Raw genomic sequence first — 26,614 nt, 5'->3', positions numbered from 1 at the left:
GGGGGGGGGGGGGGGGGGGGGGGGGGGGGGGGGGGGGGGGGGGGGGGGGGGGGGGGGGGGGGGGCGGCAGGGTGAGGCCGAACAGCGGGGCGTACCGGGTCAGGCGGTCGTACACCCATGCGGTCGGCTGCTGGATCTCGCGGGCGGCGACGGCGATGCGGTCGGTCGTCACCTCGCCGGTGAGGGCGGGCGCCGCGCCCGTGTACCACTCGGTGAGCAGGATCAGGTCCTGCCAGACCGGGACCGTCCGCGAGTCGGGCCGTTCCACCGCGAACTCCAGGCCGAACGGCCGGTAGAGCGCCAGCCGGTCCCAGGCGCGGGACAGCGTCCAGCCGAAACGGGCCGCCACCCGCAGCAGTTCGAGCGGGCCTACGAGGCCGTCCCCGACCAGATCCGGGCGGAACAGCGCGCTGTCGTGTTCCGTGGGGCGGTGATCGGACCAGGGGGTGGTGGAGTCGGTGGGATGTTCCCAGGGAGCGCCCAGCGGCGCGTACCGGGCCAGCCGTGCCACGCTCTCGCCGAGGGTGCTGTCGCTTTCCCGTGCGTGGGCGATCAGGAGGCGGGGGCTCGGGCGGTCCAGCCAGCTCACGTCGCCCTCGTCGACGGCGCAGGCGGCCAGCAGATCCGCCAGGGTGGGGCGCAGGTCCGGCGGCAGCGTCGTCCGCGAGCGCTCCAGCGGCGAGACGTCGAGCCCGACCAGCGGGGCGAGACGGGTCAGCCGCTCCACGGCGGAGGTGAGCGTGATCCGCGCCGCCGCCGCGGCGAGGAGGGCGAAGGGGAGGTCGATCCCCTGGCGTTCGGCGGAGACACGTACGGCGTGCCGGAGCTCGTAGCGGCTCGTGAAGGCGCCTGCTTCGAAGCTGCTCATCGTCCGGTGGTTCTGGTCATCGCACAGAAGCAGCTCCCAGTCACCTGGCGGAATGGCACGCCAGTGCTCCAGAAGAGCGGGCGCCCGTTCGTCGACGAGCCGGAGATCCGCGAGGCGCGCCAGTCGTTCCGCCACCACCGGATCTTCCGCCTGGATCCGGACAGCCGCCTGAGCCGTCTCCAGCAGAGGTGCCGGGGCGCGGTCCGAACCGTACTGCCAGGCCCGGTCGAACACATCTGAGAAGACTGCGCCCAAAAGGTCACTGTCCAGTCGTGTGAAGACGTGTCCGGCCAGCTCTCCCGGATCGGGAAACCGCAGCGCGCGCGACCTGAGCACGTCCCCGAAGCGTTCGACGACCTGGGCCACCGAGAGTCCCAGCGTCCCCGAAGCACGAACCAGCTGGCGCAGCGACAGGTCCTTGCTCTGGGTGTACGACTGGATGCCGAAACTGTGGGTGAACTCCTCGACCTGTTCCTCGGTCCAGGAGCCGGGCAGACTCCCGATCTCCGGTGTCAGGGCCCGGTCGACGGGTCGGGCGGCGACAGGGCCCTCCATCGGCCAGCCCAGCCACGCGTACCGGCGCAGGACCTCGTCGTACACGTCCTGCGCGGGAGGCGTGCCCCTCTTCTCGTCATCGGGGCCGAAGAACCGCGGATGCCAGGACAGTACGGACAGCTCCTGGTAGGTGGCGACCGCGTCGCTCGGAGCGGCGGCGAAGGTGTCGGGCACTTCCAAGGGGAATCCGGCCTCGGCGAAACGGCGGGCCCTGGCGAGCGCCTCCCTCATCGGAAGCTCCGCTCGCGCGCTGAAGGCCCGCAGCACACCGAGCACGCCGCGGTCGTACCTGTCCTGGAAGAGCTCGGTGCCGAACAGCCTGACGTCCGTCTCGTCGAGCAGCATGCGGTGGGCCGCGTCGAGTCCGGTGACCGCCGGGACACTCGCGCCGGCGATCACATAGCGGCGCAGCCGACGCATGAGGTGCCCCAAGGTGATGGCAGGGTCGGACGGCCAGGGTCCGGCGGCCCGCGTCACGGCTCTCGACAGGGGCATGTCCCAGTGGCTGAACCGTACGTCCCAGGCCTCCGGCGCCGGGTAACCGTCCACCGTGTCCGGCAGTGCGAGTTCCGCCAGCCGCGAGGTCCCGAGTGCGATGCCCACGTCACGCAGCACGGCCGCCCGCCAGGACACGATGCCGCCGTCCGCCGGCAGGGACCCGGGCAGGCGGGCCCCGTAGTGGTCGCCGATACGCGCCATCAGAACGTCGGGGGGAAAACAGCCCACCCGCCGGAAGTCGAAAGGCGCGGACCGGTCCCACGCGGTCTTGCTGGACACCCGCGCGTCGGCGGCCAGCAGCCGCTCGGTCACCCGGGTCGCCGCGTCGGGATGCACCTCGGCGAAGGCCCACAGCCACTCCAGTGTGAGCCACTCCGGCGCCTGGAATCTCTCGGCGGCCCGCTGGATCAGGTCCGTCACCCAGGCGGTGTCGTACGCGAGGATCCGGGTCCGGTCGGTGCTCAGGTCGGGGGCGTGTGCTCCGCGCAGGTCGACGACGAACCCGAAGGGCTGGCCGCCCGACTCGCGCCAATCCTTACGGTCTTCCGCGAAACTGGGGAATTTTCGGCGGCTCGCGTTGAGCCAGGCACGGGCGGAGGCGTCCTCGACGGGGTCCATCGACTCCGGGTCCACCAGGATGCCGTCCGCCAGGAGGCACCCCTTGCCCTCCACCCACCAGGCATCGGGTCCGGCGGGCAGGGGACGGGTCGCGTCCCCCAGGTAGTACAACGCTCCCTTCGCCCAGTCACGCGGCACGCCGCCGTCCCGCTCCACCCGCATGCCGAACTCCGACCGCCAGACGCGCCTGCCGAGTTCCTCGGCGACGTCGACGCCGTCCCGCTGGAGATAGAGCCGCACCCTGGTGCCACCGGTGGGCTGGGCCTCCTCGCTGCGCCGGATGCGGAACAGGCTGCCGCTGGAGGCCACGTCGACGCGCAGGCCGCCGGCCGCGTCCGCCCGGCCGTACTCGTCCGTGGCCCGCGTCCAGATGCTGATCTCGTCGGCGAGCATGAAGTAGCTGAACACCCCGACCCCGAAACGGCTGTTGGGGTAGATCCGCAGAGTCGGGTCGGCGCGGCGCCAGCGGGCCTGCTCCCTGCGGTACTCGCGGGACTGCTCGAACCGGCGGCCGGCCCGTGAGAACGTGCCGCGCAGCGCCCCGCGGTCCATGCCGACGCCGTTGTCCTCGCACTCGATGTAGGGCCGTCCCTCGTCGTCCGTGCCCTGCCGGAAGACGATCTCCCCCTCCCAGGAGTACGGGACGTTCCCGGCGGCCTTGCCGTAGCGCAGCCTGGCCTGTCGGTAGCGGCAGGCGTCGAGGGCGTTCTGGTAGAGCTCCCGCAGCGCGATGGCCGGGTCGCCGTAGAGCTGGGTTCCCATGAGGAGTTCGCGCATCTCGTCCTCGGCCAGCCCGAACCGCATGAGCGGCAGGCCGTACGCGTCGCCCTTGGTGACGCTGTCGTAGCGCGGGCGCAGCCGGCGGCAGGTGATCCGCTCGGGCAGGTGGGCGAGGAGGGCGGCGGGTTCGGCCGGGGCCAGGTGCCGGCGGACGTTCTGGACGGCCTCGTCGGTCCAGCCGGTCAGGGTCTCCAGCGCGGCGTGCACCGCGGGATGCGGGCAGGGCAGCTCCAGGTCGAGTGTCCGGCTCAGCCGGTCCCGGGCCCAGCGCAGCTCGCGGACGCTCGCCACGGCGTCGGCGGGCCGCAGCCCGTCGGTGATGCCGATGTTGTCCACGAGGACGCCGGGCAGCTGGCGCAGGTCGCCGCCGAGCAGACCGGCGACGCCGATCAGCCAGGACAGCTCGCGTGGGCGCCAGCGCTCCGTCGTGCCGTCCGTGCGGGCGATCTCGTCCAGGCGCCACCGTGTGTCGGTGTTCGCCCGCTCCCCCTGGTACGGCTCGGCCGGGGCGAGCGCGATGTGGCGGCACAGGCGGACGAGTTCGTCGGTGAGTTCCTCGCGCCGGGCGGCCGTCGCCCCGGGGCCGAGCAGCGTCTTCGCCAGCGGGGCGAGCAGTTGGGCGGCATAGGTGTCCCAGAGCTGCTCCTTTCCGCTGACGTGCCGGTGCAGCAGCCAGGCGGCGACGGCCCGGGCGTCCTCGGCGCGGCCCCGGTCGGCGAGTTCGCGTCCCTTGCGCCACAGCAGGGCGTGCGCGGCGAAGGTGTGCTCCAGGTCGGCGCGTTCGGGTTCGCGGCCCAGCGGCCCGGTGTCGGGGCGCAGGTCGAAGGGCCGCACGGCGGTGGCTTCCTTCACCCCCATCGCGTACACGGCCTCGCGGACGAAGGGCGCCGCGGCGAGCGCCGCGAACTCGCCCGCGTCCAGCAGGGGGCCGCCATGGGTCTGCGACGGCGCCAGCAGGGGGCGGAGGCCGTGGACGAGGACGCGCACCGGGTAGTCGTCGTCCGCCCAGGGGTCGTCGACGCCGGTCAGGGCGGAGCCGCGCCACTGCGCGCACTCGGTCACCAGCCGCTCCAGCGCGTCCTGGACGTCCGTGCGGCGGGCGTCGCCCGCGGTGTCGACGGCTGCCCACAGCTCGGGGTCACGGACCGCCGCCACCCACTCCTCGTGGAGGGTACGGCCCGCGCAGAGCTCGACGGCGCGCACGGCGTCCGGGCCGCCGGGCGCGTAGTGCACGGTGGGGCGCTGAGGCCGGCGGGCGGCGCGGGCGAACTCCTCGGTTCTGCGGACCGTGTGCCCGATGACGTCGGCCACGGTGCGCGGGGCGGTGTCGGCGCGCAGCGCTTCGGCGAGGGCACGGGTGAAATGGCTGCCCCGCGTCTCGTCCGAGCCGCAGGTCTGGCCGGGGCCGCAGCCGAAGAGGACGGCGATCCGTTCGTGCCCGGCGGGGAAGCTGGTCGCCGTGCCGCCGTGGGAGGCGGTGTCGTCCTCGTCCCGGCAGGCGTCGACGGTGAGCAGGACGGCTCCGGCGCGGCAGCCCCGCAGCAGGGTGGCCAGGTCGAGGCCGATCAGACTGTCGACGTCGACCTGCGGCGGTGTGGTCGCCCAGCTCAACTGGGCGTCGGAGGGGACGAGATGGTCGGCTCCGCCCACCGACAGGCCGTGCCCGGTGAAGTGGATCAAAACCGTGCCGTCCTCGGGAGCGGTCGCGCAGACCCTGCTGACGGCGCTGCGGATCCTCGAGCGCAGGGCGGGCTCCTGGGGGGTGACTCCCAGGCGCTCGACGCTGTATCCGGACGACTGGAGGGCCTCGCTCATCAGCTCGACGTCGTGCGCCACCACGTCGGTCAGATCCGCGAACCGGTCCGAGAGCTCGCACTGCGGGACGGCGATGATCAGTGCCTGCCTGCTCCCCATGGCCGGTGACCTCCCCGTTCGCCCCGCCGACGCAGGTCAGCATGGCACAGCGGCACCTCGTCCTCGCACGGACGTGAAAAACCGGTGGCGCCCGCCCCACCTGTTTCCCTACAGTCCTCACCACGGGGGCGGCTCCGCCGGTGTGCTTCCTTCTCTCCTTCTCACGGATCCCGTAGCGCACCCACTCTCCGCCCCCGCTTCGACAGACCCGTCGGCCCCGCGAGTCCGCTCCGGTCCTCGGGTCGGCCTTCCCTTTTCCCTAGTCCTCGGGGGACTTTGCTTGTCCGTACTGGCGTCCGTGCTGCTTCGTCGTCTCCGTACCGTCTACGTCGACCAGGCCGGGCCGCGGCCGGGGGATCCCTCGACGGACGAGGGGCTGATCGCGCTCGAAGCGGAGCTGTTGGACCGGGGGTTCGCGCCCAGTGCGCCGCTGCGGGCGGCGCTGGCGTGGCTGGGGCCCGCCGGGCTGGCCGCCGCCGGCCGGGAACTCGTCGCGCACATCGACGCCGAACTGGGCGCCGACCGCACCCATATGCCGCTGTTCCGCAGCTTCCCGGCCTCCGTGCCGGACGACACGTTCCAGCTGTGGGTCGACCGGGTCTTCGCGCTGCTGTTGCAGTGGCCCGAGCAGCCGTGCGTGCTGTGCGGCACGGTCGGGGCCGTGCACCCGGTGGCGCCGTGCGCGCATCTGGTGTGCCGGGGGTGCTGGGACGGCTCGGACTACTCCGGCTGCCCCATCTGCCACCGCCGGGTCGACCCCGCCGACCCCTTCCTGGAGCCGGCTCAGCCCCGGCGGGGGCGGGAGGCGGAGGTGTCCGCGGGCCCGCTGAAGCTGCTCGCGCTCGGGCGGGACGCGCGGGCCGACGCGGTGACGGCGCTGCGGACGCTGCTGGCCCGTCGTACGCCGCTGCCGCCGCGGGACCGGGCGGACCTCGGGGTGCTGCTGGCGCACGCTCCGGCGGGCGTGGCGTGGTTCCCCGAGGAGATACCGGTCCGGGAGACCAAGGCGCTGGTGCTGGGGCGGATGCTGCGGGTGCGGGAACGGCGCGCGGACGCCCTGGAGTTGCTGGACGCCCACCTCACCACCGCCACGGACGTGCTGCGGCTGCTGTGCGTCTGGTCCGGCGGGGAGGCCGATCTGATCGAGCCGCCCCGGCTGCGGTCGCTGCCGCGCGGGCTGCGCCGCCGGCTGCTCGCCCTGCTCGACGGGTTCGCGGTGCCGCTGCTGGTGGAGGACGTGCTGCGGCACCCGGTGCTGTGGAAGCGGGCCGCCGAGATCCTGCACCCGTACGAGTCGTACGCCCGGCATCCGCGGGCGGCGCTGGCCTTCGCCGTGCTGCGCGGGACGGAGACGACCGGCACCGCGCTCGGCGAGGCGCTGCTGCGCACCGCCGCCGCCCACCCCGACGCCGTGCGGGTGGACGGTACCCGGCTGCGGGCGGTCACCTTCGGCGCCCGGGTGGAGCAGGCGCTGGCCGAGAAGGACGCGCGGGCCGCGCTCGCGCTGCTGGCCCGCCGGCCCGGCGAGCTGCTGCGGCGCCTGGACCACCTGCTGCGGCTGGACGACCTCACCGCCCTGCCGGACGGCTTCGCGGACGTGCTGAGGCGGGTGCTGCCGCAGGCGGGTCCGGCTCCGCTGCTGGCGGCGCTGGGCCGGCTGCGGGTCCGCCATCTGCCGTTGGACCGGCGCGTGTTCTTCCCGCGCGGCCAGGTCACGCACGCGTACACCCTCGATGACACCCGGCCCCCGCTGTCGCCCGCGGTGACGGGTGAGGTGTGCGCGCTGCTGGAGGCGGAGGCGGTGCGCCGGCTGTCCGCCGCCCCGAAGGTGGAGCTGGCCGTGCTGGACTCGGCGCTCACCGGGCTCGCGGTGCCGGCCACCGAGCGCGCCGACACCAAGGCGCTGGTCACCATGGGACGCGGCAGCACGCAGCCGCTGCCGCGCGGCGAGGTGATGCGGCTGTTCCTGCACTGGACGGAGCCCGCGAAGACCCGCGTCGACCTCGACCTGTCGGTGGCGCTGTTCGACGAGGACTGGGAGTTCGCCGGGCTGTGCGACTACACCAACCTGGTGTACGGCGAGCGGTCGGCCGTGCACTCCGGCGATCTGGTCTCGGCGCCCGCGCCGCACGGCGCCACCGAGTACGTCGACCTGGACCTCGCCGCGCTCGGCGACCGGGGCGTGCGGTACGCGCTGCCGGTCGTCTTCAGCTTCAACGACATCCCCTTCGAACGGCTCCTGGACGCCTTCGCGGGCTTCATGACGCTGCCCTCGTCGGCCGAGGAGGCGCGTGACGCGTCGTACGATCCGCGGACCGTGCGCCAGCGCTACGACCTGGTCGGCGACTCCCGTATCCATGTGCCGCTCCTGGTCGACCTGCGCCAGCGCACGTTCCTGTGGACCGATCTGCACCTGTCGGCCGAGGAGGGCTTCCACAGCCTGTACCGGCACGGCGCCGACCTGGGCCGGGCCGGGCGGGACCTGCACCAGTACTTCGCCCACGGCCGTACGACGTTGTGGGACCTGGCGGTGTGGCACGCCGCCGCGCGTGCCGACGAGGTGGCGGTGGTCCGGCGTGCGCCGGAGCCGGACGCCGCCGACGAGCTGTGGCACTACGTGCGCGACGCCGGTGAGCCGGAGACCGTGTTCGCGGCACGCGTGCGTGCGCTGGACGCGCCCCAGCGGCGGGAGCGCCCGGAGGGCGACGGTGTCCTCGTCGACGAGCTGGCCGCCGAAGCCGCCGCCAAGAAGCGGGTGTTGCTGGCGCTGGTGCACGGCGGCGTGGCCCCTCAGGGCGCGACGGGCGAGGTCTACCGGCTGCTGCCCGGCCCGGTCGACGGCTGCGGTCTGGTGCCGCTGGCGGCCGGGGACCTGGTGGCGGCGCTGCGCTGACCTGTCGGCGCCGGCGCCCGGCTGACCGTCGGCGTCGCGCCGGGCCGGTCGCCCCGTGGGCGCCGGCGCGAACTCCCGTACGGCCCGAGCGCCTTCCGCCCGGCTTCGTCCCGCACACGCGTGTGGCCGGGCGGGCGTCGCGCCGGGAGGCGTGCACGGGGTGTCAGTGGCGGCCCGTATCCTCAGGGACCATGCTCGAAGACCGCATGACCACAGCCTCCTCCCCCACGGAGTGGCCGGCCGCGTATCCCCAGGGATACGCGGTCGTTGACGTGGAGACCACCGGCCTGGCCCGTGACGACCGGATCGTCTCCGCCGCCGTCTACCGGCTGGACGCGCGCGGTGAGGTCGAGGACCACTGGTACACGTTGGTCAATCCGGAGCGCGACCCGGGCCCGGTGTGGATACACGGTCTGACGAGCGAGGCGCTGGAGGGCGCGCCCCTCTTCCGGGAGGTGGCCGAGGAGTTCGCGGCGCGGCTCGCGGGCCGGGTGCTGGTGGCGCACAACGCGGTCTTCGACTGGCAGATGATCGCCCGGGAGTACGCGCGCGCGGAGCGCGAGGCGCCGGTGAAGCAGCGGCTGTGCACCATCGTGCTCGCCAAGGAGCTGGGCCTGCCGCTGCCCAATCACAAGCTGGAGTCGCTCGCGGCGCACTTCGGTGTCGTCCAGCGGCGGGCGCACCACGCGCTGGACGACGCGCGCGTGCTGGCGGAGGCGTTCCGGCCGAGCCTGCGGGCCGCCGCGGCGGGGGGTCTGCGGCTGCCGCTGCACGAGTGCCGGCCGCTGACGGAGTGGCAGGACCGGCCCGCGCCCCGGATCGGCCGCCAGGCGAGCGGTCCCGGCGGGTACGGCGGCTACCGGCCGAGCAGTTGGCGTCCGTCCCGGAAGCGGCCCGCCTGTCCCCATCCCAACCCCGGCCGGTACGAAGAGGGCAAAAGGCTCAAGCAGGGCATGCGGGTGGCGTTCTCGGGCGACACATCGGTCGAGCGGGAGCTGCTGGAGGACCGGGCCGCGGAGGCCGGGCTGCACGTCGCCACCAGCATCTCCCGGCTGACCAGCCTGCTCGTCACCAACGACCCCGACTCGGGCACGTCCAAGGTGGTCAAGGCGCGCCAGTTCGGCACGCCGGTCGTCGACGAGGCCGCGTTCGGGCAGCTGCTGCGGGACGTCGAGCCCGCGGACGGGTGAAGCGGGCGGGGCCGGGCCGTGCGGCCGATGACGCGTACGGGTGATTGCCGGGCGACTCGCCCGTCGTCCGCTCGCCCGCGCCGCCGTGACCGCTCACCCTGTGGCCCATGGCGACATGTGAGGTTTGCGGAAATACCTACGGAATGACCTTCGAGGTGCACGCGCAGGGCGCGGTGCACGTCTTCGACTGCTTCTCCTGCGCGATCCACCGCATGGCCCCGATCTGCGAGCACTGCCGTGTCCAGATCATCGGCCAGGGAGTCGAGGTCGAGGGCCACTGGTACTGCGGCGCCCACTGCGCGCGGGCGGAGGGGAAGGTGGGGATCGTCGACCGCGTGTGAGCCCCGACCCCGCTGAGAGCGCCCCACGACCGGGAGGTACGGTCGTGGGGTGTACCGCTTCCTGTTGTCCCGGCAGTGGGTGATCATCACGCTGGTCGCCCTCCTCCTCATCCCCACGATGATCAGGCTGGGCATCTGGCAGATGCACCGCTACGAGGAGCGCAGCGCCCGCAACCAGCTGGTCGCCGACGCGCTCACCGCCGAGCCGGTGCCCGTGGAGCGGCTGACCTCCCCGGGGCACACCGTCACCCGCGACGAGCGGTACCGGACCGTGACCGCCGAGGGCCACTTCGACACCGAGCGGGAAGTCGTCGTCCGGCGGCGGGTCAACGCCGACGAGGAGGTCGGCTTCCACGTCCTGACGCCGTTCGTCCTGGACGACGGCAAGGTGCTGCTCGTCAACCGCGGCTGGATCCCCGCGGACGGGCCGAGCCAGACCGCGTTCCCGAAGATCCCCGCGCCGCCCGGCGGCGAGCTCACCGTCACCGGACGGCTGATGCCGGACGAGACGACCGCGGCGAGCGGCATCAAGAACCTCAAGGGCCTGCCGGACCGGCAGATCATGCTGATCAACAGCGAGCAGGAGGCGCGGCGCCTGGGCGCCCAGGTCCTCGGCGGCTACATCGCGCAGACGGCGCCCGAACCGAAGGGCGACACGCCGGAGCTGCTGGGCAGGCCCGGCGACGAGAACGCCGCGCTGAACTACGCCTACGCCATCCAGTGGTGGCTGTTCGCCGCGGCCGTGCCGATCGGCTGGGTGGTCCTGGTCCGGCGCGAACGGCGTGACCGGCGGGAGGCCGAGCGGCAGGAGGCGGAGGAGGCGCAGCCGGCGGCGGTGTGACGGACCCCGCACTCGCAGGGGAACGGCACACCCCCGCCGGCGACGGCTCAGCAGCAGCGGCTGCTCGCGTGTTCCTCCTGGTGGCGCGTGCGCAGCAGCTGGTACTCGCGGCGGGTGGGCACGGGGGCGTGCGGGTGCCGGCGGCGGTGCCGCTCGCAGTGGCGGTCGTACTCCGCCTCGCCGGTCAGCTCCCGCAGATACCACCGCAGGCCCCGCACCGCGCGCAGTACCGGCGCCCAGCGCACGGCCCTCACGACCCCGCCCCCACCCCCGCCGGCGCCTCGGCGGCCGGCTTCGACGGGACCTCGATGCGGGACTCGACGTAGGGGGCCTCGGTCGTGGGGAGGGTGCCCGGCGCGCGGACGGCGCGGACGCACACCACCGCCGCGTTGACCAGGACCACGGCGACGAGCAGCAGGAACACCGCGATCAGGACGCCGTCCACGGTGGAGTTGGTGACCACCGTGCGCATGTCGTCCAGGGACTTGGCGGGCGGCAGGATCTGGCCGGCGTCGAGGGCGTCGGCGTACCGCGCGCGCTGGGCGAAGAAGCCGATCTTGGGGTCGTCGGAGAAGATCTTCTGCCAGCCGGCGGTGAAGGTGACCGCGACCACCCAGGCCAGCGGGACACCGGTGACCCAGGCCCAGCGCAGCCGCCCGGACTTGATCAGGACGGTCGTGCAGACGGCGAGGGCGATGGCGGCGAGGAGCTGGTTGGCGATGCCGAAGAGCGGGAAGAGCTGGTTGATCCCGCCCAGGGGGTCGGTGGCGCCGGTGTAGAGGAAGTACCCCCAGGCCGCGACGACCAGGGCGCTGCACAGCCAGATGCCCGGCTTCCAGTTGACCCGGCCGATCGGCTTCCACACGTTGCCGAGCATGTCCTGGAGCATGAAGCGGCCGACCCGGGTGCCCGCGTCCACCGTGGTCAGAATGAACAGCGCCTCGAACATGATGGCGAAGTGGTACCAGAAGGCCTTCATGGCCGCGCCGCCGAAGACCCCGGAGAAGATCTCCGACATGCCGACGGCGAGGGTGGGGGCGCCGCCGGAGCGGGCGATCAGCGTCTGCTCCTCGACGGCCTTGGCGGCCTGGGTGAGCTGGTCGGGCGTGATGGTGAAGCCCAGGCCGGCCACGGCCTGGGACGCGGACTCGGCCGTCGTGCCGAGCAGGCCCGCCGGCGCGTTCATCGCGTAGTACAGGCCCGGCTCCAGGGTCGCCGCGGCGATCAGCGCCATGATCGCGACGAACGACTCCATCAGCATGGCGCCGTAGCCGATCATCCGGACCTGGGACTCCTTCTGGATCAGCTTCGGGGTGGTCCCGGAGGCGACCAGGGCGTGGAACCCGGACAGCGCGCCGCAGGCGATGGTGATGAAGAGGAACGGGAAGAGCGACCCGGCGAAGACCGGCCCGGCGCCCGAGGAGGCGAAGTCGCTCACCGCGTCCGCCCTGAGCACGGGCGCGGCCACGACGACCCCCACCGCGAGCAGCGCGATGGTGCCGATCTTCATGAAGGTGGAGAGGTAGTCGCGCGGGGCCAGGAGCATCCACACCGGCAGGACGGAGGCGACGAAGCCGTAGCCGACCAGGCAGACGACGAGGGTGGCGGGGCTCAGGGTGAAGGTGCCGGCCAGCGAGGAGTTCTGCACCCAGCTGCCGCCGACGATCGCCAGCAGCAGCAGGACGACCCCGATGAGGCTGGTCTCCACGACCCGGCCCGGGCGGACCCGGTGCAGCCAGAAGCCCATGAACAGGGCGATGGGGATGGTCATCGCGACCGAGAAGGTGCCCCACGGCGAGTGCGCGAGCGCGTTGACGACGACCAGCGCCAGCACGCCCAGCAGAATGATCATGATGGCGAACACGGCGATCAGGGCCGCCGCGCCGCCCGCCCTGCCGATCTCCTCGCGGGCCATCTGTCCGAGCGACTTGCCGTCCCGCCGCATCGACAGGAACAGGACCACCATGTCCTGCACGGCCCCGGCGAAGATCACCCCGGCGACGATCCACAGCGTGCCCGGCAGGTAGCCCATCTGAGCCGCGAGCACCGGTCCGACCAGTGGTCCGGCGCCGGCGATCGCGGCGAAGTGGTGGCCGAGCAGCACCCGGCGGTCGGTGGGCTGGAAGTCCACACCGTCCTCCAGCCGTTCGGCCGGGGTGGCACGGCGGTCGTCGGGCCGCAGTACCCGCCGGGCGACGAAGCGCGAGTAGAAGCGGTAGGCGATGGCGTACGAGCCGAGGGCGGCGATCACCAGCCAGACCGCGGAGATCCGCTCGCCGCGGGACAGTGCGAGGACGCCCCAGGCGACGGCACCGAGCAGGGATACGGCGGCCCACAGCAGCACCGCCCGTGGGGACATTCTGCGCTTTTCCGGCACCTGACGGTCGGTTTCGGGCATGGCTGAGACGGACATGGCGGCTCCTCGCTCGCACAGCGGGGTGAGATCTCCGCAGCTCAGGACGGAGTGCGGAGCAGCGGTGGCGGGGCCTGGGGGGCTCCCGCCCGCTGTCGGTCTGTGCAAGAGTTGCGCACCCGCCGGAACCGGTTGACAGCGAATGTCCAGAAGATTTCCCGCCGGTTTCCCGTCAACCGAATCGTCCCCCCGCGCAACCAACGGGTGAGGGCACAGGCACACCAAGGACGGTGACCCATGGCCGAGGGCGCCATGACCGCGACTTTCCTCGCCGTGATCGGCGCGGCGTCGCTGCTCGCCGTCACCGCGCGCCGTCTGCGCCCCACCGACCGGCTGCCCTCCCTGGAGGGCTGGGCGCTGGCCGACCGCCGTCTGGGCCCGGTGTGGACCTGGCTGCTGCTCGGCGGCACGATCTTCACCGCGTACACCTTCACCGCCGTACCGGGACTGGCGTACGGCAACGGGGCGTCCGCGTTCTTCGCGGTGCCGTACACGGTGATCATGTGTCCGCTCGCCTTCGTCCTGCTGAGCCGGCTGTGGAGCGTGGCCCGCCGGCACGGGTACGTCACCGCCGCCGACTTCGTGCGCGGGCGGTACGGGTCGCCGCCGCTGGCCCTGGTGGTGGCGCTGACCGGCATCCTGGCGACGATGCCGTACCTGGCGCTGCAACTGCTCGGGATACGGGCGGTGCTCACGGCCGGCGGCCTGTATCCGCGCGGCGCCGCCGGTGACCTGGTGATGGTGGCGCTGTTCGCGGGGCTCGCGGTGGCCACCTACCGGCACGGGCTGCGCGCGCCCGCGGTGATCTCCGCGCTGAAGGCGGTGGCGGTGTTCGTCTCGCTCACCGCCGTGTGCTGGCTGGTGCTGCGGCGGCTCGGCGGTCCCGGGCCGGTGTTCGAGTCGGCGGCCCGGCGGCTCGGCGGGACGGACGTGGCCCACTCCCCGCTGATGCTCTCCCCCGGGCAGCAGCCCGCGTACGCCACGCTCGCGCTCGGCTCCGCGCTGGCCCTGATGATGTACCCGCACGTCCTCACCGCCGCCTTCGCCGCCGACGGGCCGCGCACCCTGCGCAAGGTGTCGGTGGCGCTGCCCGTGTGGACGGGGCTGCTCGCCCTCTTCGGCTTCCTCGGCGTCGCGGCCCTCGCCACCGGTGTCGAGGCCCCGCCGGGCGGCGCCGAGTCCGCCGTACCGATGCTGGTGGACCGGCTGATGCCGGCGGCGCTGGCCGGGCTGGTGTTCGCCGCGATCACCGTGGGCGCGCTGGTGCCGGCCGCCGTGATGTCGATCGCCGCGGCGACGGGTTTCGTCCGGAACGTGTACGTCGAGTACGTCCATCCGACGGCCACGCCCAAGCGGCAGGTGCGCATCGCCAAGGCGGTGTCGCTGACGGCGAAGGTGGGGGCGGTGGCGTTCGTGTTCGGCCTGCGCGACCAGGACGCCGTCAACCTCCAGCTGCTGGGCGGGGTGTGGATCCTGCAGATCTTCCCGGCCGTGGCGCTCGGGCTGTACACCGCCCGGCTGCATCCGCGGGCGCTGCTCGCCGGGTGGGCCACGGGCATGGTGGCCGGGACCTGTCTGGTGGTGCGCGAGGGGTTCTCCTCCATCGCCACCCTGGGGTTCGGACCTCTGGAGATCTACGCCGGGCTCGCGGCGCTGCTGCTCAACCTGGCCGTGGTGGTGGCCGGCACCGCCGTGCTCGAACGCCTCGGTGTCCCGCGCGGCGCCGACCTGACCGACCTGCCGTCCCGCCTGACCGTCAGGCGCCGTCCCGAGACGGGAGCGAACACCCCGTGAGACGCCGACACCCCATCCCCGTGCCGGAGCCGTACGTCGAGCCGCTCGCCCTCGCGGCGGTCGACCCGGCCGAGCTGGAACGCGAGGCCGGACTCGCCCGGCTCTTCGAGCTGCACTACTCCTCGATGCTGCGGCTGGCCGTGCTGCTCGGCGCCGACGATCCGGAGAACGTGGTGGCCGAGGCCTACTACCAGATCTACCGGAAGTGGCGGCGGCTGCGGGACGTCGAGGCGGCGGAGGCGTACCTGCGCTCCACCGTCTGCAATCTGACCCGGATGCGGATACGTCACCTCCAGGTCGCCCGCAAGCATGTGGAGAACCCGCCGGAACCGCCCGACGAGACGGTCGCCTCCGCCGAGAGCACCGCGCTGCTGCGCGACGACCAGCGGGTGCTGATCGACGCCCTCCAGCAGTTGCCGGCCCGGCAGCGCGAGGCGCTGGTGCTGCGCCACTGGCTCGGGCTGAAGGAGAGCGAGATCGCCGCCGCGATGGGCATCTCCTGCGGCTCGGTCAAGACCCACACGTCCCGCGGCCTCGCCGCCCTGACCGAGGCGATGGAGGCCCGGCGATGAACGACACCGGCCACGACCGCACGGAGCGGGAACTGCGCGCGGCGCTGGAGGCGCTGGCGGACGGGGTGCGGCCGGCTCCCGACGCCTACCGCACGGCACGGGGCGAGTGGCTGCGCCGGGAACGCCGGCGCCGGCTGGTGCTCGCGGTGCTCATCGCGGTCGTCTTCGCCCTGGCGACCCTGATCGGGCTGTGGGTCCTGAACCAGGCCCCGGCCGAACCCGGCGTGATCTTCTCGGGCACGGGTCAGGCACCGCCTGCCCCACCACAACCCTGACCCCGCCCACTCCCCGGCCGTCCGATGCCGTACCCGCCTGGTGCGGCGGGTGTCACTCCGGTGGGCGCGGCGCTGATTGCCGTCCGGTTCCGCCGGGAACCCGCACCCCGTGCACCCCCGCATCGAGGACTACGCCCTCATCGGCGACGAGCAGACCGCCGCCCTGGTCGGTGTGGACGGTTCGGTCGACTGGCTGTGCCTGCCGCGGTTCGACTCCGCCGCCTGCTTCGCCCGGCTCCTCGGGGACGAGGAGAACGGCCACTGGCGCATCGCGCCCAAGGGCGTCGACGGCGCCTGCACCCGCCGCGCCTACCGCCCCGGCACGCTGGTGCTGGACACCGAGTGGGAGACCCGCGAGGGCGCGATCCGCGTCACCGACCTGATGCCGCAGCGCGACCGCGCCCCCGACGTCGTACGGATCGTGCGGGGCCTGCGCGGCCGGGTCGCCGTCCGCTCCACGCTGCGGCTGCGCTTCGACTACGGCTGGGTCGTGCCGTGGATGCGCCGGACCGACGGCCACCGGGTGGCGGTCGCCGGACCGGACGCGGTGTGGTTCCGCAGCGATCCGCCCGTGCCCACCTGGGGCGAGGACTTCAGCACCCACTCGGAGTTCACCGTGGGCGAGGGCGAGTCGGTCGCCTTCGTGCTGACCTGGCACCCCTCCCACCACCCCCGGCCACCGCTCGTCCACCCCTACGCCGCGCTGCGGGCCAGCGTCGAGGACTGGCAGGCGTGGTCGTCGCGCTGCCGCTACCACGGGCCCCACCGGGACGCCGTCGTGCGCTCCCTGATCACCCTGAAGGCCCTCACCTACGTCCCGACCGGCGGCATCGCCGCCGCGCTCACCACCTCCCTGCCCGAGGAGCTCGGCGGGGTGCGCAACTGGGACTACCGCTACTGCTGGCTGCGCGACTCCACCCTCACCCTCGGCGCGCTGCTGGCGGCCGGCTATCAGGAGGAGGCCGAGGCCTGGCGCAACTGGCTGCTGCGCGCCGTCGCGGGCGACCCGGCCGATCTCCAGATCATGTACGGGCTGGCGGGCGAGCGCAGACTGCCCGAGTACGAGCTGCCCTGGTTGTCGGGGTACGCGGGCTCGCAGCCCGTACGCATCGGCAACGGCGCCGTGAACCAGCTCCAGCTGGACGTCTACGGCGAGGTCATGGACTCGTTCTCGCTCGGCCGGGTCGCGGGCATGAAGCCCAAGCCGCACATGTGGTCCCTGCAGTGCGCGCTGATGACCTGGCTGGAGCAGCACTGGCGGCAGCCCGACGAGGGGCTGTGGGAGGTGCGCGGCGGGCGCCGCCAGTTCGTGCACTCGAAGGTGATGGTGTGGGTGGCCGCCGACCGGGCGGTTCGCGCGCTGGAGGACTATCCCCAGCTGCGCGGGGACCTGGACGGCTGGCGGAAGATGCGCGACGAGGTGCACCGCGAGGTCTGTGAGCGGGGCTACGACCCCGTGCGCAACACCTTCACCCAGTACTACGGCTCACGCGACCTGGACGCCGCGCTGCTGCTGATCCCCCGCGTCGGCTTCCTGCCGCCCGACGACCCTCGGGTGGTCGGCACCGTCGACGCGGTCCGCGAGGAACTCGGCCACGGCGGGCTGCTGCGCCGCTACAGCACCGAGGGGGCCACCGTCGACGGCCTGCCGGGCGACGAGGGCGCCTTCCTGGCCTGCTCGTTCTGGCTCGCCGACGCGCTGCACATGACGGGCCGGGTGCGGGAGGCGCGGGAGCTGTTCGACCGGCTGTGCCGCCTGACGAACGACGTGGGGCTGCTCGCGGAGGAGTACGACCCGGTGGCCGGCCGCCACCTCGGCAACTTCCCCCAGGCCTTCAGCCACATCGGTCTGGTGAACACCGCCCTCACGCTGTTCGGCGGCGAGGAGGCAGGATAGAGCCATGGATCTTGGACTGAAGGACCGGGTGTACGTCGTCACCGGGGCCACGCGCGGCCTCGGCAACGCCGCCGCGCGTGAGCTGGTCGCGGACGGCGCGAAGGTGGTCGTCACCGGACGGGACGAGCAGCGGGCCGCCGACGCGGCGAAGGAGCTGGGGCCGAACGCGGTCGGGGTGGCCGTGGACAACGCCGACCCGGAGGCGGCCGGGCGGCTGATCGCGGCCGCCCGTGAGCACTTCGGCGGCTTCGACGGCGTCCTGGTGAGCGTCGGCGGCCCGCCGCCCGGGTTCGTCGCCGACAACACCGACGAGCAGTGGCAGGCGGCGTTCGAGTCGGTGTTCCTGGGCGCGGTGCGGCTCGCCCGGGCCGCTGCCGCCGAGCTGGAGGCGGGCGGGGTCATCGGGTTCGTGCTGTCCGGGTCGGTGCACGAGCCGATCCCCGGGCTGACGATCTCCAACGGGCTGCGGCCGGGGCTGGCCGGGTTCGCGAAGTCGCTCGCGGACGAGCTGGGGCCGCGGGGTGTGCGGGTGGTCGGGCTGCTGCCGGCCCGGATCGACACCGACCGGGTGCGTGAGCTGGACGGGCTGTCGGCCGACCCGGAGGCGACGCGGGCCGCGCACGAGGCCCGGATCCCGCTGCGGCGGTACGGGACGCCGGAGGAGTTCGGGCGGACGGCGGCCTTCCTGCTGTCACCGGCCGCTTCCTATCTGACCGGGCTCATGCTGCCCGTCGACGGCGGCATGCGCCACGGTTTCTGACGCGCCGTCAACTGACCCTGCCCGCCTTGTGCTTGGCCGTCCTGAGGCGGACCTCCGCGGGGAGGGCCGGCAGCGCCGCCGAGTCCCGCGCGTGGGTCAGCGCCTCGGCGGTGAGACGGTCCAGGGCCTCGGCGGGGTCCACATGCGGCTCCAGGAGGAGGCGTACGTGGGCCTCGGGGGCGTTCCTGCGGCCCGTGAGGTGGGCGTGGGCGTGGGCCACACCGTCGGGGCGGGCCGCGTCCGCGGCCAGAGCGCCTTCCAGGGCGCGGCCCCGCAGCAGCGCGCCCGCGCCGTCACCGGTGTCGACCAGCACCTCGTGCAGCCGGCGGCGGCGCAGGACCGCGACCAGCCACCACAGGGCGAGCAGCACGAGGACCGCGAGCACGGCGAGGACGGTCGGCCACCACCAGGCGTCGTCGCGCCAGCGGGTGCGTTCGGCGGTGCTCAGCAGCACGTCGTGGCGTCCGTGGTGGATCCACCAGGAGGGCGGCGAGGCGCCCAGGCCGACGGCGAGCACGGCGCCGCCGACGACGAGCAGGACGAGGCCGACGAGCCCCAGCAGCACACGGTTGACGGTCCTGATCACGGCCCTCACCCCTTCCTGCCGGGCCGGCGCACGTGCACCGACAGCCTCGGCGGCCGGGTGAGCCCGAGGCCGCGCACCGCGTCGCCCAGCACGGCGTCCAGGTCGGCGCGGACGTCGTCCAGGTCGCGGAAGTGGGACACCGCGTGCACGTCGGCCCGGCGGCGGCCCGCGTGTACCCGGACCGACCGCACGCCGGCGACCTCCATGGCCCGGTCGCGCAGCACCAGCGCGGCGGCGCCCCGGTGGAGTCCGGCGCGCACGTCGGGGCGGGTGCGGTGCATGGGCAGGACGTCCCGCAGGCCCGGGGTGACGGCGAGGACGATCAGCCACAGGCCGAGGGCGGCGGCGACGCCCGCGCCGACCAGCACCCAGATGTCGTCCAGGGGCCGCTCGGCGAGCTGCCGGGCGAGTTCGCGCCGCGCGTGCAGGGCGGGCCGGTCGGCGCGCACGGCGGCGATGTCGTAGAGGAAGGCGCCCGCGAGGGCCAGGAGCAGCAGGGCGACGACGGCCGCCGGGACCCGGCGCGCGGACCAGAAGCGGCCGCTGCCGCGCGCGGGGACGGGTCCCGCCGTCTCCTCGGGGGGTTTCTCCAGGACCGGCAGGCGCTGTGTGGTGCCCTCCGTGCCGCGGGGCTCGCTCATCGCGTCCTCCCGTGTACCGCGCCGTGGGCCGCCACCAGATGCAGTCGCTCGATCTGGACGGCGACTTCCGGCACCTCCATTCCCACCAACGCGCCTACCCGCTCGGTGACATGGCGACGCACCGCGTGGCAGCGGGGGCCGAGGTCGCTCGGATAGTCGAGTTCGAGATGGACACGGATGTGTGCGGCGTCGACGGGCCCTCGCCCGTCGACGTGGAGCCGGGCGTGCGGACGGACCACGACGGTGGCGTGCGGGCGCGCGGCGTCCGGCGGCAAGGGGCCGACGGCCTCGCGCGCGGCCTGCGCGGCGATCTTCGCCACGACCCGGTCGGCGATCCGGGTCGCGCCCCGCTCGCCCGGCGCGACCATGGCCGGGCGGGTGCCGAGGGCGCCGGTCTCCTCGCTCACGACGTCACCGGCGCCGGTCGTCACGCGTGCGGAAGAAGTCGCCGAGTTCGATGTCGCCCTCCACGAACCGTCCGACGACGAGGCCGATGGCGCCCAGAGCCGCCACCAGCAGAAAGGCCCCGAACCCGCCGAAGTATCCGGCGAAGCCCAGCGCCATGCCGGCGATCATGCCGACCACGGCCATGCTCAAGGTTCACTCCCCTCGGCGGAACGCGCCGCCACGTCACTGGATCCGGGGCTCCGGCTCCTCGTCCTCCTCGTCGGGCAGCTTCACATCGCTCACCGCGATGTTGACCTCGACGACCTCCAGTCCGGTCATCCGCTCCACCGCCGCGACCACGTTCTCCCGCACGTCCCGCGCGACGTCGGAGATCGACACGCCGTAGTCGACGACGATCTCCAGGTCGAGCGCGGTCTGCACCTCTCCGACCTCGGCCTTGACGCCGCGGGTCACCGACTTGGACCCGCCGGGCACCCGGTCGCGTACGGCGCCGAAGGTGCGGCTGATGCCGCTGCCCATCGCATGAACGCCCACGACGTCCCGCGTCGCCAGTCCGGCGATCTTCTCCACGACCCCGTCGGCGATGGTGGTGCGCCCCCGGCTCGCCGGGTCGCCTCCGCCTCGCCGGGTGGCCTTGCGGCCCTGCGCCGCCTCCGTGCCGCCCTCCGAGATCTGTGTCCGATTCTGCTCCGCCGTCTCACTCATCGCCATATGTCCTTTTCGTTCGTTCCCCTTCGACCACGGTAAGCGCGGTTGCCGCGCCGCGCTCCGGGGATGCGGCAGGCTGGAGGAATGACGGCGGATCGGTGGACGCGGGCGGTGCGGGAACAGCTGGGGCTCGGCAGGCTGCTGCCGCTGGGCGGGCCACGGGACGGTGTGTGGATCGCGGAGGGCGCGGCCGAGGCGGTGCTGCGGCAGGCCTCGCGGGAGCTGCGGGGTGTGCGGCTGGGCACGGTGCGGCTGGCGGTGGCCGACCCGGCCGGCGCACCGGAGCCGGTCGTACCGCCTCCGCCGAGCGGGCTGCCGCCGGGGCCCTTGCGGGTGACGGCGGAGTTCGCGGCGGTGCCCTCCGAGCCGCTGCCGACGGCGGCGTCCCGCCTGCGCACGGCCCTGGCGACGGCGGCGGTGGAGCGGCTGGGGCTGGTGGTGGCCGAGGTGGACCTGCGGGTGACGGCCTTGCTGGACCAGGAGGAGGAGCCGCAACCCGTACGGCCGCCCCGGCCGGCGTCGGCCGCGGCGGCGACGGAGGGTGACGAGGCACGGGCGGGCGCCGCCGCCCTCGCGGTGCCGGGCGTGACCGGGATGACCGACGTGCTCGGCCGGGCGGTGCGCCTGGAGGAACGCGAGGGCGCGACGGCCGCCGCCCTGCCGCGTCGGCACGCGCGTGTGGAGATCACGGTGAGCGCGGCCCACCGGGCGCTGGACGTCGCCCGCCAGGTCCGCGCTGCCGTCTCGCGGGCGCTGCCGGATCAGCCGACGGTGACGGTGCTGGTGACGTCGGTGGACTGAGACCGGTGAGTCACTCGCCGAGGCCCGCCAGGTCACGCAGGCGGCGGGCCTGGGCGGCGCGTTCGGCCGACCGCTGTTCGTCGTAGGTGCGCCCGGTCGCGCCGCGCAGCAGGGCCTTGGTCTCGATGACGGCGTCGCGGGGCGCGGCGAGGATCGCGGTGGCCAGCTCGCGGACCGTCGCGTCCAGCTCTTGGACGGGTACGGCGAGGTTGGCGAGCCCGGCGGCGACCGCCTCCTCGGCGTGGACGAAACGGCCGGTCAGGCACATCTCGACGGCACGGCCGTAGCCGACGAGGGAGACGAGGGGGTGCGTGCCGGTGAGGTCCGGCACCAGGCCCAGGCTGGTCTCGCGCATGGCGAACTGCACGTCGTCGGCGACGACGCGCAGGTCACACGCGAGCGCGAGCTGGAAGCCGGCGCCGATGGCGTGGCCCTGGACGGCGGCGATCGACACGACGTCGCTCCGTCGCCACCAGGTGAAGCCCTCCTGGAACCCGGCGATGGCGGCGTCGAGTTCGGCGTCGTCACTGCGCGCGAGATCGATGAAGGAGGGTTCGCCCTCGATCCCCTCGGGCGTGAACATCTGCCGGTCGAGGCCGGCGGAGAAGGACTTGCCCTCGCCGCGCAGCACGACCACACGGACGGAGCCCGGCAGCAGCCGCCCGGCTTCGGCGAGCGCACGCCACAGGGCGGGGCTCTGCGCGTTGCGCTTGGCCGGGTTGGTCAGCGTCACCGTGGCGAGCGCGTCGTCGACGGTGAGCCGTACGCCGTCCTTGTCGAGCAGAGGAGCGAGTTCCTGGTCGGGCGAAGCCATGGGGCGCCTCCGATGGGTGCGGTCAGCAGCATGCTGGGAGCAGGCTAAGTGACTGCACAGTAACCACCCGGCCGGCCGGACGACCGACCGGGTGGCACCATCGAAGCCGGTGGGCCGCCCGGGGTCAGGACGAGGCGGCCTTCTTGCCCCGCGTCGCCCCGCCACGCCCACGCAGCGTGACGCCCGACTCGCTGAGCATCCGGTGTACGAAGCCATACGAGCGGCCGGTCTCCTCGGCCAGCGCCCGGATGCTCGCACCGGAGTCGTACTTCTTCTTCAGGTCTGCCGCGAGCTTGTCGCGCGCGGCGCCGGTCACCCGGCTGCCCTTCTTCAGAGTCTCGGCCACCCGTGCCTCCTCATGGGAAGTGCGCTCTGGTCTCCTCATGATCACCCCTCCGGGGCGTGATGGCCACCCATTCGGCAAGGTCCGTGCGACATGGTTGTGACGACAGGAGCACGTCCCCACAAATGGAATCCGTCATTCCATACGGTGGTGTTCGTACGGCCGAACGGGTTGTTCCGCGAAGTCCCAGGTCAGAGACGCGCGACGGCCGACCCCTCGTCGACAGAGGGGTCGGCCGCGAAATCCGTGTAGGACACACCTCGATACGAGGAGATCTCACACAGATGATGGATCACCGGTAGGCCGAATGATCCATACGCCGGGGATCACGCCGTCGATCAAGCCAGGGCGACGAGATCCGCGTAGTCGGAACCCCACAGGTCCTCGACGCCGTCCGGGAGCAGGATGATCCGCTCCGGCTGGAGCGCCTCGACGGCGCCCTCGTCGTGGGTGACGAGGACGACCGCGCCCTTGTAGGTGCGCAGCGCGCCGAGGATCTCCTCGCGGCTGGCCGGGTCGAGGTTGTTGGTGGGCTCGTCGAGCAGCAGCACGTTCGCCGAGGAGACGACCAGGGTGGCCAGGGCCAGCCGGGTCTTCTCGCCGCCGGAGAGGACCCCGGCCGGCTTGTCCACGTCGTCGCCGGAGAACAGGAACGAGCCGAGCACCTTGCGGACCTCCACGAGGTCCATGTCGGGGGCGGCGGAGCGCATGTTCTCCAGGACCGTGCGGTCCGGGTCGAGGGTCTCGTGCTCCTGGGCGTAGTAGCCGAGCTTGAGGCCGTGCCCCGGGACGACCCTGCCGGTGTCGGGCTGCTCCACCCCGCCGAGCAGCCGCAGCAGGGTGGTCTTGCCGGCGCCGTTGAGACCGAGGATGACGACCCGGGAGCCCTTGTCGATGGCCAGGTCGACGTCGGTGAAGATCTCCAGCGAGCCGTACGACTTCGACAGGCCCTCGGCCATCAGGGGCGTCCTGCCGCAGGGCGCGGGCTCGGGGAAGCGGAGCTTGGCGACCTTGTCGGACATCCGGACCTCTTCGAGACCGGAGAGCAGCTTCTCGGCGCGGCGGGCCATGTTCTGCGCGGCGACCGTCTTGGTGGCCTTGGCGCGCATCTTGTCGGCCTGCGCGTTCAGCGCCGCGGCCTTCTTCTCGGCGTTGGCGCGCTCGCGCTTGCGGCGCTTCTCGTCGGCCTCGCGCTGCTGCTGGTAGAGCTTCCAGCCCATGTTGTAGATGTCGATCTGGGAGCGGTTGGCGTCCAGGTAGAACACCTTGTTGACGACCGTCTCGACCAGGTCGACGTCGTGGGAAATGACGATGAAGCCGCCGCGGTAGGTCTTGAGGTAGTCGCGCAGCCAGACGATCGAGTCGGCGTCGAGGTGGTTCGTCGGCTCGTCGAGCAGGAGCGTGTCCGCGTCGGAGAAGAGGATGCGGGCCAGCTCCACGCGGCGGCGCTGACCGCCGGAGAGGGTGTGCAGCGGCTGGCCGAGGACGCGGTCGGGCAGGTTGAGCGCGGCGGCGATGGTGGCGGCCTCGGCCTCGGCGGCGTAACCGCCCTTGGTGAGGAACTCCGTCTCCTGGCGCTCGTACTGCTTCATGGCCTTCTCGCGGGTGGCGCCCTGGCCGTTGGCGATGCGCTGTTCGTTGTCGCGCATCTTGCGGATCAGGACGTCCAGGCCGCGCGCGGAGAGGATGCGGTCGCGGGCGAAGACGTCGAGGTCGCCGGTGCGGGGGTCCTGCGGGAGGTAGCCGACCTCTCCGGACCGGGTGACGGTGCCGCCGGCCGGGATGCCCTCACCGGCCAGGACCTTGGTGAGGGTGGTCTTGCCCGCGCCGTTGCGGCCGACGAGGCCGATGCGGTCGCCCTTGGCGATACGGAAGGAGGCGTTCTCGATGAGGATGCGGGCACCGGCGCGCAGCTCGATGCCGGAGGCGGAGATCACGGACAGACTCCAGTGCGGGGTCGTTGGCGGGATGGGCGGCTGAGGACGTTCCCGCCGTCTAATGCGCGAGGAGAATGGCCATGGGGCCAGTCTAACGGGGTCGTGCAACCACTTTTCCTTGGTTCGGGTGTTCGATCACCGGCCGGTGCCCCGCGCCGCCTCGTGCCCGAGCCGTTGTCAGTGGTCGCTGCGAGACTGGACGGCGGGTGGAGATGTCCGCGGGGACACGAGATTCACAGGGATTCACGAGGGATCGTGAGGGAGTGGTCGGCATGGCCGGTACGAGCGATGGACGTCCGGGCATCTGTCCGACGCTGCTGTACGCGGACGCCAAGGCGGCGATCCGGCAGCTCACGGAGGCCTTCGGCTTCACCGAACTCTCCGTGTACGAGGGCGAGGACGGCTCGGTGCTGCACGCCGAGCTGGCGCAGGGCAACGGCGCGGTGATGGTGGGCTCCAAGGGCGGCGGCGGTGTCTTCGCCACCGCGATGAAGGACGCGGGCACCACCGGGGTGTACGTCGTCGTGGACGACGTCGACGCCCACCACCGGCGGGCCGTGGAGCACGGCGCGGAGATCCTGATGCCCCCGACGGACCAGGAGTACGGCTCCCGCGACTACATGGCCCGGGACGCCGAGGGCAACGTCTGGAGCTTCGGCACGTACGCGCCCGAGATACCGGGCTGACGGCCGCTCCCCGGGGTCAGCTGCCCCCGGTGTGTACCTGGAAGGCGGCCCGGCGGACGGCCTTGGCCAGGGCCGGGTCCGGGTGGGCGGCGGCCAGCGCGACCAGGACCTGCACGGTGCGCGGGTGTCCGACGGCGCGCACCTCGTCCAGCAGCGCGGGGACGGTCGGCTGGAGCGCGGACTCCAGATGCCGCACCAGCATCGGCGCCTCGCCGTGGTCGGCGACGGCCGCGGCGGTGTCGACCCACAGCCAGGTGGCCTCCTCCCGGGTGAGCACCTCGTGCGCGTCCTCGGGGTCCACGCCGTCGTGCTCCGCGAGCCACAGCAGGGCGTACGGCCTGAGGGCCGGCTCCTCGACGACGGCGCGGACGTCGGGCTCGGCGGGGGCGCCGACGACGCGCAGCGCCTCGAAGGCGAGGCCGCGCAGCAGCGCGTCCTCGCCGCGGGCGGCGGACAGCAGCTCGGTGACGGCGCTGCCGACGGGGCGGGCGGCGAGCCAGGCGCGGTACTCGGCGCGGGCCGCGTTGGGCCGGAGCTGGGCGCAGCCGCGGAGCATCTCCTCGGCGGAGACCTCGATGTTGCCGGCGGGGCTCTGCGCGGCGACGCAGATCTGCTCCAGCTTGACCCAGACCGCCCAGTTGCCGAGCGGGGTGAGCGTCGCCTGGCCCTCGCCGCAGGTGAGGGCGCCTACGGAGGCGAGGGCGCGCAGGGCCCAGTCGAGGAGGGGGGCGAGTTCGGCGTCCCGGGCGGGCTGCGCCGGGTCGGCGTCGGGGGCGGGGGCCTTGGGGCTCGCGGTGTCGGCGTCGGGGCCGTAGGACACCTCGCAGCGCTCGGTGCGCAGTTCGGTGACGCGCTGGCTCAGCAGGTCCAGCAGCTGCTCCACGGGCACGGGGCCGGCGGACAGCTGGAGGAAGGAGAGCACCTGCGGCATCGCCGAGACGACCTCGGCGACGGCTCCGGGCTCCTGGTCGGCGGGTTCCGGGGTGGCGAGCGACCAGGCGTCGAAGAGGGCGACCCAGCCGCGCAGTACGGCGCTGTCGTCGCGGTCCCAGGCGCGCAGCCGCCAGCCGGGGCGGGCGCTGTCGCCGTGCACCTCGACGAGACCGGCGAGGCGGGCGGTGTCCCAGTCGGCGCGGATCTGAGCCGGGGTCACGCCGAGGTCGTCGGCGGCCCGTTCGGCGGTGGCGTCGGAGAGGGTGGCCTTGCCGTCGTGGGTCGCTCCGTCGCGGCCGGGGCCGAGGGCGGCGTCGGCCCAGCGGGCGACGCGGGCGGCGGCGGCGAGACCTGAGCGCGCCATTCTGGCCAGCTCCGCCGGGGCCGGGGTGCCCTCCGGGGGGCGGGGCGCGGGGCGGCGCGGGCGCCGCTGGTTCACAGCTGAGGGGGCGGCGGCCAGGGGTCGCGGGCGGACGAGTCGAAGCCTGGAGTCGCGCGGGATACGGGACGTCACGGGTGCAGTCTTCCGGTTGACGGTCCGAAAACCC

23 protein-coding genes are annotated in these 26,614 nt (G+C 73.5%); 11 read left to right on the top strand and 12 right to left on the bottom strand.

Translation table 11 applies throughout. The annotated features are described in order from the left end of the window. Positions 1 to 5,233 (bottom strand): caspase family protein (locus ALMP_RS24900; protein ID WP_264931942.1); only part of this gene is annotated, 5,233 nt, incomplete at its 3' end. Between the two features lie 280 nt (positions 5,234 to 5,513). Here ALMP_RS24900 and ALMP_RS24895 point away from each other — a divergent pair. The 4 genes from ALMP_RS24895 to ALMP_RS24880 all read left to right on the top strand — a co-directional run bounded on the left by ALMP_RS24895 (position 5,514) and on the right by ALMP_RS24880 (position 10,498). Next, complete coding sequence (locus ALMP_RS24895) at positions 5,514 to 8,126, top strand: MXAN_6230/SCO0854 family RING domain-containing protein (RefSeq protein WP_264931940.1); 2,613 nt, start codon at positions 5,514 to 5,516, stop codon at positions 8,124 to 8,126. Positions 8,127 to 8,317: 191 nt separating this feature from the next. Next, entirely contained in the window at positions 8,318 to 9,316 is a 999-nt protein-coding gene (locus ALMP_RS24890; RefSeq protein WP_264931939.1) for a DEDDh family exonuclease, read from the top strand. Between the two features lie 107 nt (positions 9,317 to 9,423). Beyond that, positions 9,424 to 9,657 (top strand): hypothetical protein, encoded by a 234-nt coding sequence (locus ALMP_RS24885; RefSeq protein WP_264931938.1) that lies wholly within the window; start codon positions 9,424 to 9,426, stop codon positions 9,655 to 9,657. A 49-nt stretch (positions 9,658 to 9,706) separates the two neighbouring features. Next, the gene (locus ALMP_RS24880) at positions 9,707 to 10,498 is read left to right on the top strand and encodes an SURF1 family protein (protein ID WP_264931935.1); all 792 of its coding nucleotides are present in this window, start codon (positions 9,707 to 9,709) and stop codon (positions 10,496 to 10,498) included. 47 nt (positions 10,499 to 10,545) lie between these two features. Here ALMP_RS24880 and ALMP_RS24875 read toward each other — a convergent pair whose 3' ends face one another. Together ALMP_RS24875 and ALMP_RS24870 are read right to left on the bottom strand one after the other, a co-directional pair. After that, positions 10,546 to 10,752, bottom strand: a complete 207-nt coding sequence (locus tag ALMP_RS24875) for a YbdD/YjiX family protein (protein ID WP_264931933.1) — start codon at positions 10,750 to 10,752, stop codon at positions 10,546 to 10,548. After that, the gene (locus tag ALMP_RS24870) at positions 10,749 to 12,911 is read right to left on the bottom strand and encodes a carbon starvation CstA family protein (RefSeq protein ID WP_264931931.1); all 2,163 of its coding nucleotides are present in this window, start codon (positions 12,909 to 12,911) and stop codon (positions 10,749 to 10,751) included. Before ALMP_RS24870 ends, ALMP_RS24875 begins: the two co-directional genes overlap by 4 nt. A 237-nt stretch (positions 12,912 to 13,148) precedes the next feature. On the opposite strand from ALMP_RS24870, the gene ALMP_RS24865 reads away from it, so the two are divergent. From ALMP_RS24865 to ALMP_RS24845, 5 genes are all read left to right on the top strand, one after another. Beyond that, positions 13,149 to 14,705 carry a sodium:solute symporter gene (locus ALMP_RS24865; protein ID WP_264931929.1) on the top strand — a complete coding sequence of 519 codons (1,557 nt, stop codon included), beginning with the start codon at positions 13,149 to 13,151 and terminating at the stop codon, positions 14,703 to 14,705. Further along, positions 14,702 to 15,277 carry a SigE family RNA polymerase sigma factor gene (locus tag ALMP_RS24860; RefSeq protein ID WP_375803527.1) on the top strand — a complete coding sequence of 192 codons (576 nt, stop codon included), beginning with the start codon at positions 14,702 to 14,704 and terminating at the stop codon, positions 15,275 to 15,277. The genes ALMP_RS24865 and ALMP_RS24860 overlap by 4 nt, the downstream gene beginning before the upstream one ends. Continuing rightward, the gene (locus ALMP_RS24855) at positions 15,274 to 15,552 is read left to right on the top strand and encodes a hypothetical protein (protein ID WP_264931927.1); all 279 of its coding nucleotides are present in this window, start codon (positions 15,274 to 15,276) and stop codon (positions 15,550 to 15,552) included. Before ALMP_RS24860 ends, ALMP_RS24855 begins: the two co-directional genes overlap by 4 nt. Positions 15,553 to 15,661: 109 nt before the next feature. Beyond that, a complete protein-coding gene (locus ALMP_RS24850) occupies positions 15,662 to 17,449 on the top strand; it encodes a glycoside hydrolase family 15 protein (protein ID WP_264931926.1) in 1,788 nt (595 codons plus the stop codon). Positions 17,450 to 17,453: 4 nt separating this feature from the next. Continuing rightward, positions 17,454 to 18,209, top strand: a complete 756-nt coding sequence (locus ALMP_RS24845) for an SDR family oxidoreductase (RefSeq protein WP_264931924.1) — start codon at positions 17,454 to 17,456, stop codon at positions 18,207 to 18,209. A 7-nt stretch (positions 18,210 to 18,216) separates the two neighbouring features. On the opposite strand, the gene amaP is transcribed toward ALMP_RS24845, so the two are convergent. The 5 genes from amaP to ALMP_RS24820 are packed head-to-tail and all read right to left on the bottom strand — an operon-like array spanning position 18,217 to position 20,549. Then, a complete protein-coding gene (amaP, locus tag ALMP_RS24840; protein ID WP_375803526.1) occupies positions 18,217 to 18,795 on the bottom strand; it encodes an alkaline shock response membrane anchor protein AmaP in 579 nt (192 codons plus the stop codon). A 5-nt stretch (positions 18,796 to 18,800) separates the two neighbouring features. Next, positions 18,801 to 19,436, bottom strand: a complete 636-nt coding sequence (locus ALMP_RS24835) for a DUF6286 domain-containing protein (RefSeq protein ID WP_264931921.1) — start codon at positions 19,434 to 19,436, stop codon at positions 18,801 to 18,803. After that, positions 19,433 to 19,804 (bottom strand): Asp23/Gls24 family envelope stress response protein, encoded by a 372-nt coding sequence (locus ALMP_RS24830; protein ID WP_264931969.1) that lies wholly within the window; start codon positions 19,802 to 19,804, stop codon positions 19,433 to 19,435. Before ALMP_RS24830 ends, ALMP_RS24835 begins: the two co-directional genes overlap by 4 nt. Before the next feature lie 43 nt (positions 19,805 to 19,847). After that, positions 19,848 to 20,033 carry a hypothetical protein gene (locus tag ALMP_RS24825; protein WP_264931920.1) on the bottom strand — a complete coding sequence of 62 codons (186 nt, stop codon included), beginning with the start codon at positions 20,031 to 20,033 and terminating at the stop codon, positions 19,848 to 19,850. Between the two features lie 33 nt (positions 20,034 to 20,066). Continuing rightward, positions 20,067 to 20,549 carry an Asp23/Gls24 family envelope stress response protein gene (locus tag ALMP_RS24820; RefSeq protein WP_264931919.1) on the bottom strand — a complete coding sequence of 161 codons (483 nt, stop codon included), beginning with the start codon at positions 20,547 to 20,549 and terminating at the stop codon, positions 20,067 to 20,069. 87 nt (positions 20,550 to 20,636) lie between these two features. On the opposite strand from ALMP_RS24820, the gene ALMP_RS24815 reads away from it, so the two are divergent. Beyond that, entirely contained in the window at positions 20,637 to 21,353 is a 717-nt protein-coding gene (locus tag ALMP_RS24815) for a nucleopolyhedrovirus P10 family protein (protein WP_264931918.1), read from the top strand. Positions 21,354 to 21,363: 10 nt separating this feature from the next. Here the strand turns inward: ALMP_RS24815 and ALMP_RS24810 are convergent, their stop codons facing one another. The 3 genes from ALMP_RS24810 to ALMP_RS24800 form a co-directional block, all read right to left on the bottom strand. Then, the gene (locus ALMP_RS24810) at positions 21,364 to 22,167 is read right to left on the bottom strand and encodes an enoyl-CoA hydratase/isomerase family protein (protein WP_264931917.1); all 804 of its coding nucleotides are present in this window, start codon (positions 22,165 to 22,167) and stop codon (positions 21,364 to 21,366) included. Between the two features lie 124 nt (positions 22,168 to 22,291). Then, a complete protein-coding gene (locus tag ALMP_RS24805; RefSeq protein ID WP_004002281.1) occupies positions 22,292 to 22,513 on the bottom strand; it encodes a helix-turn-helix domain-containing protein in 222 nt (73 codons plus the stop codon). A gap of 335 nt (positions 22,514 to 22,848) precedes the next feature. After that, positions 22,849 to 24,447 carry an ABC-F family ATP-binding cassette domain-containing protein gene (locus tag ALMP_RS24800; RefSeq protein ID WP_309299530.1) on the bottom strand — a complete coding sequence of 533 codons (1,599 nt, stop codon included), beginning with the start codon at positions 24,445 to 24,447 and terminating at the stop codon, positions 22,849 to 22,851. A gap of 272 nt (positions 24,448 to 24,719) precedes the next feature. On the opposite strand from ALMP_RS24800, the gene ALMP_RS24795 reads away from it, so the two are divergent. Then, the gene (locus ALMP_RS24795) at positions 24,720 to 25,133 is read left to right on the top strand and encodes a VOC family protein (RefSeq protein ID WP_264931885.1); all 414 of its coding nucleotides are present in this window, start codon (positions 24,720 to 24,722) and stop codon (positions 25,131 to 25,133) included. A gap of 16 nt (positions 25,134 to 25,149) precedes the next feature. Here ALMP_RS24795 and ALMP_RS24790 read toward each other — a convergent pair whose 3' ends face one another. Beyond that, positions 25,150 to 26,580, bottom strand: a complete 1,431-nt coding sequence (locus ALMP_RS24790; RefSeq protein WP_264931883.1) for a hypothetical protein — start codon at positions 26,578 to 26,580, stop codon at positions 25,150 to 25,152. Positions 26,581 to 26,614 lie beyond the last annotated feature (34 nt).

It is taken from the genome of Streptomyces sp. A012304, from assembly GCF_026008495.1.
Taxonomy (GTDB): domain Bacteria; phylum Actinomycetota; class Actinomycetes; order Streptomycetales; family Streptomycetaceae; genus Streptomyces.
This window is presented reverse-complemented; position numbering and strand designations above follow the sequence as displayed.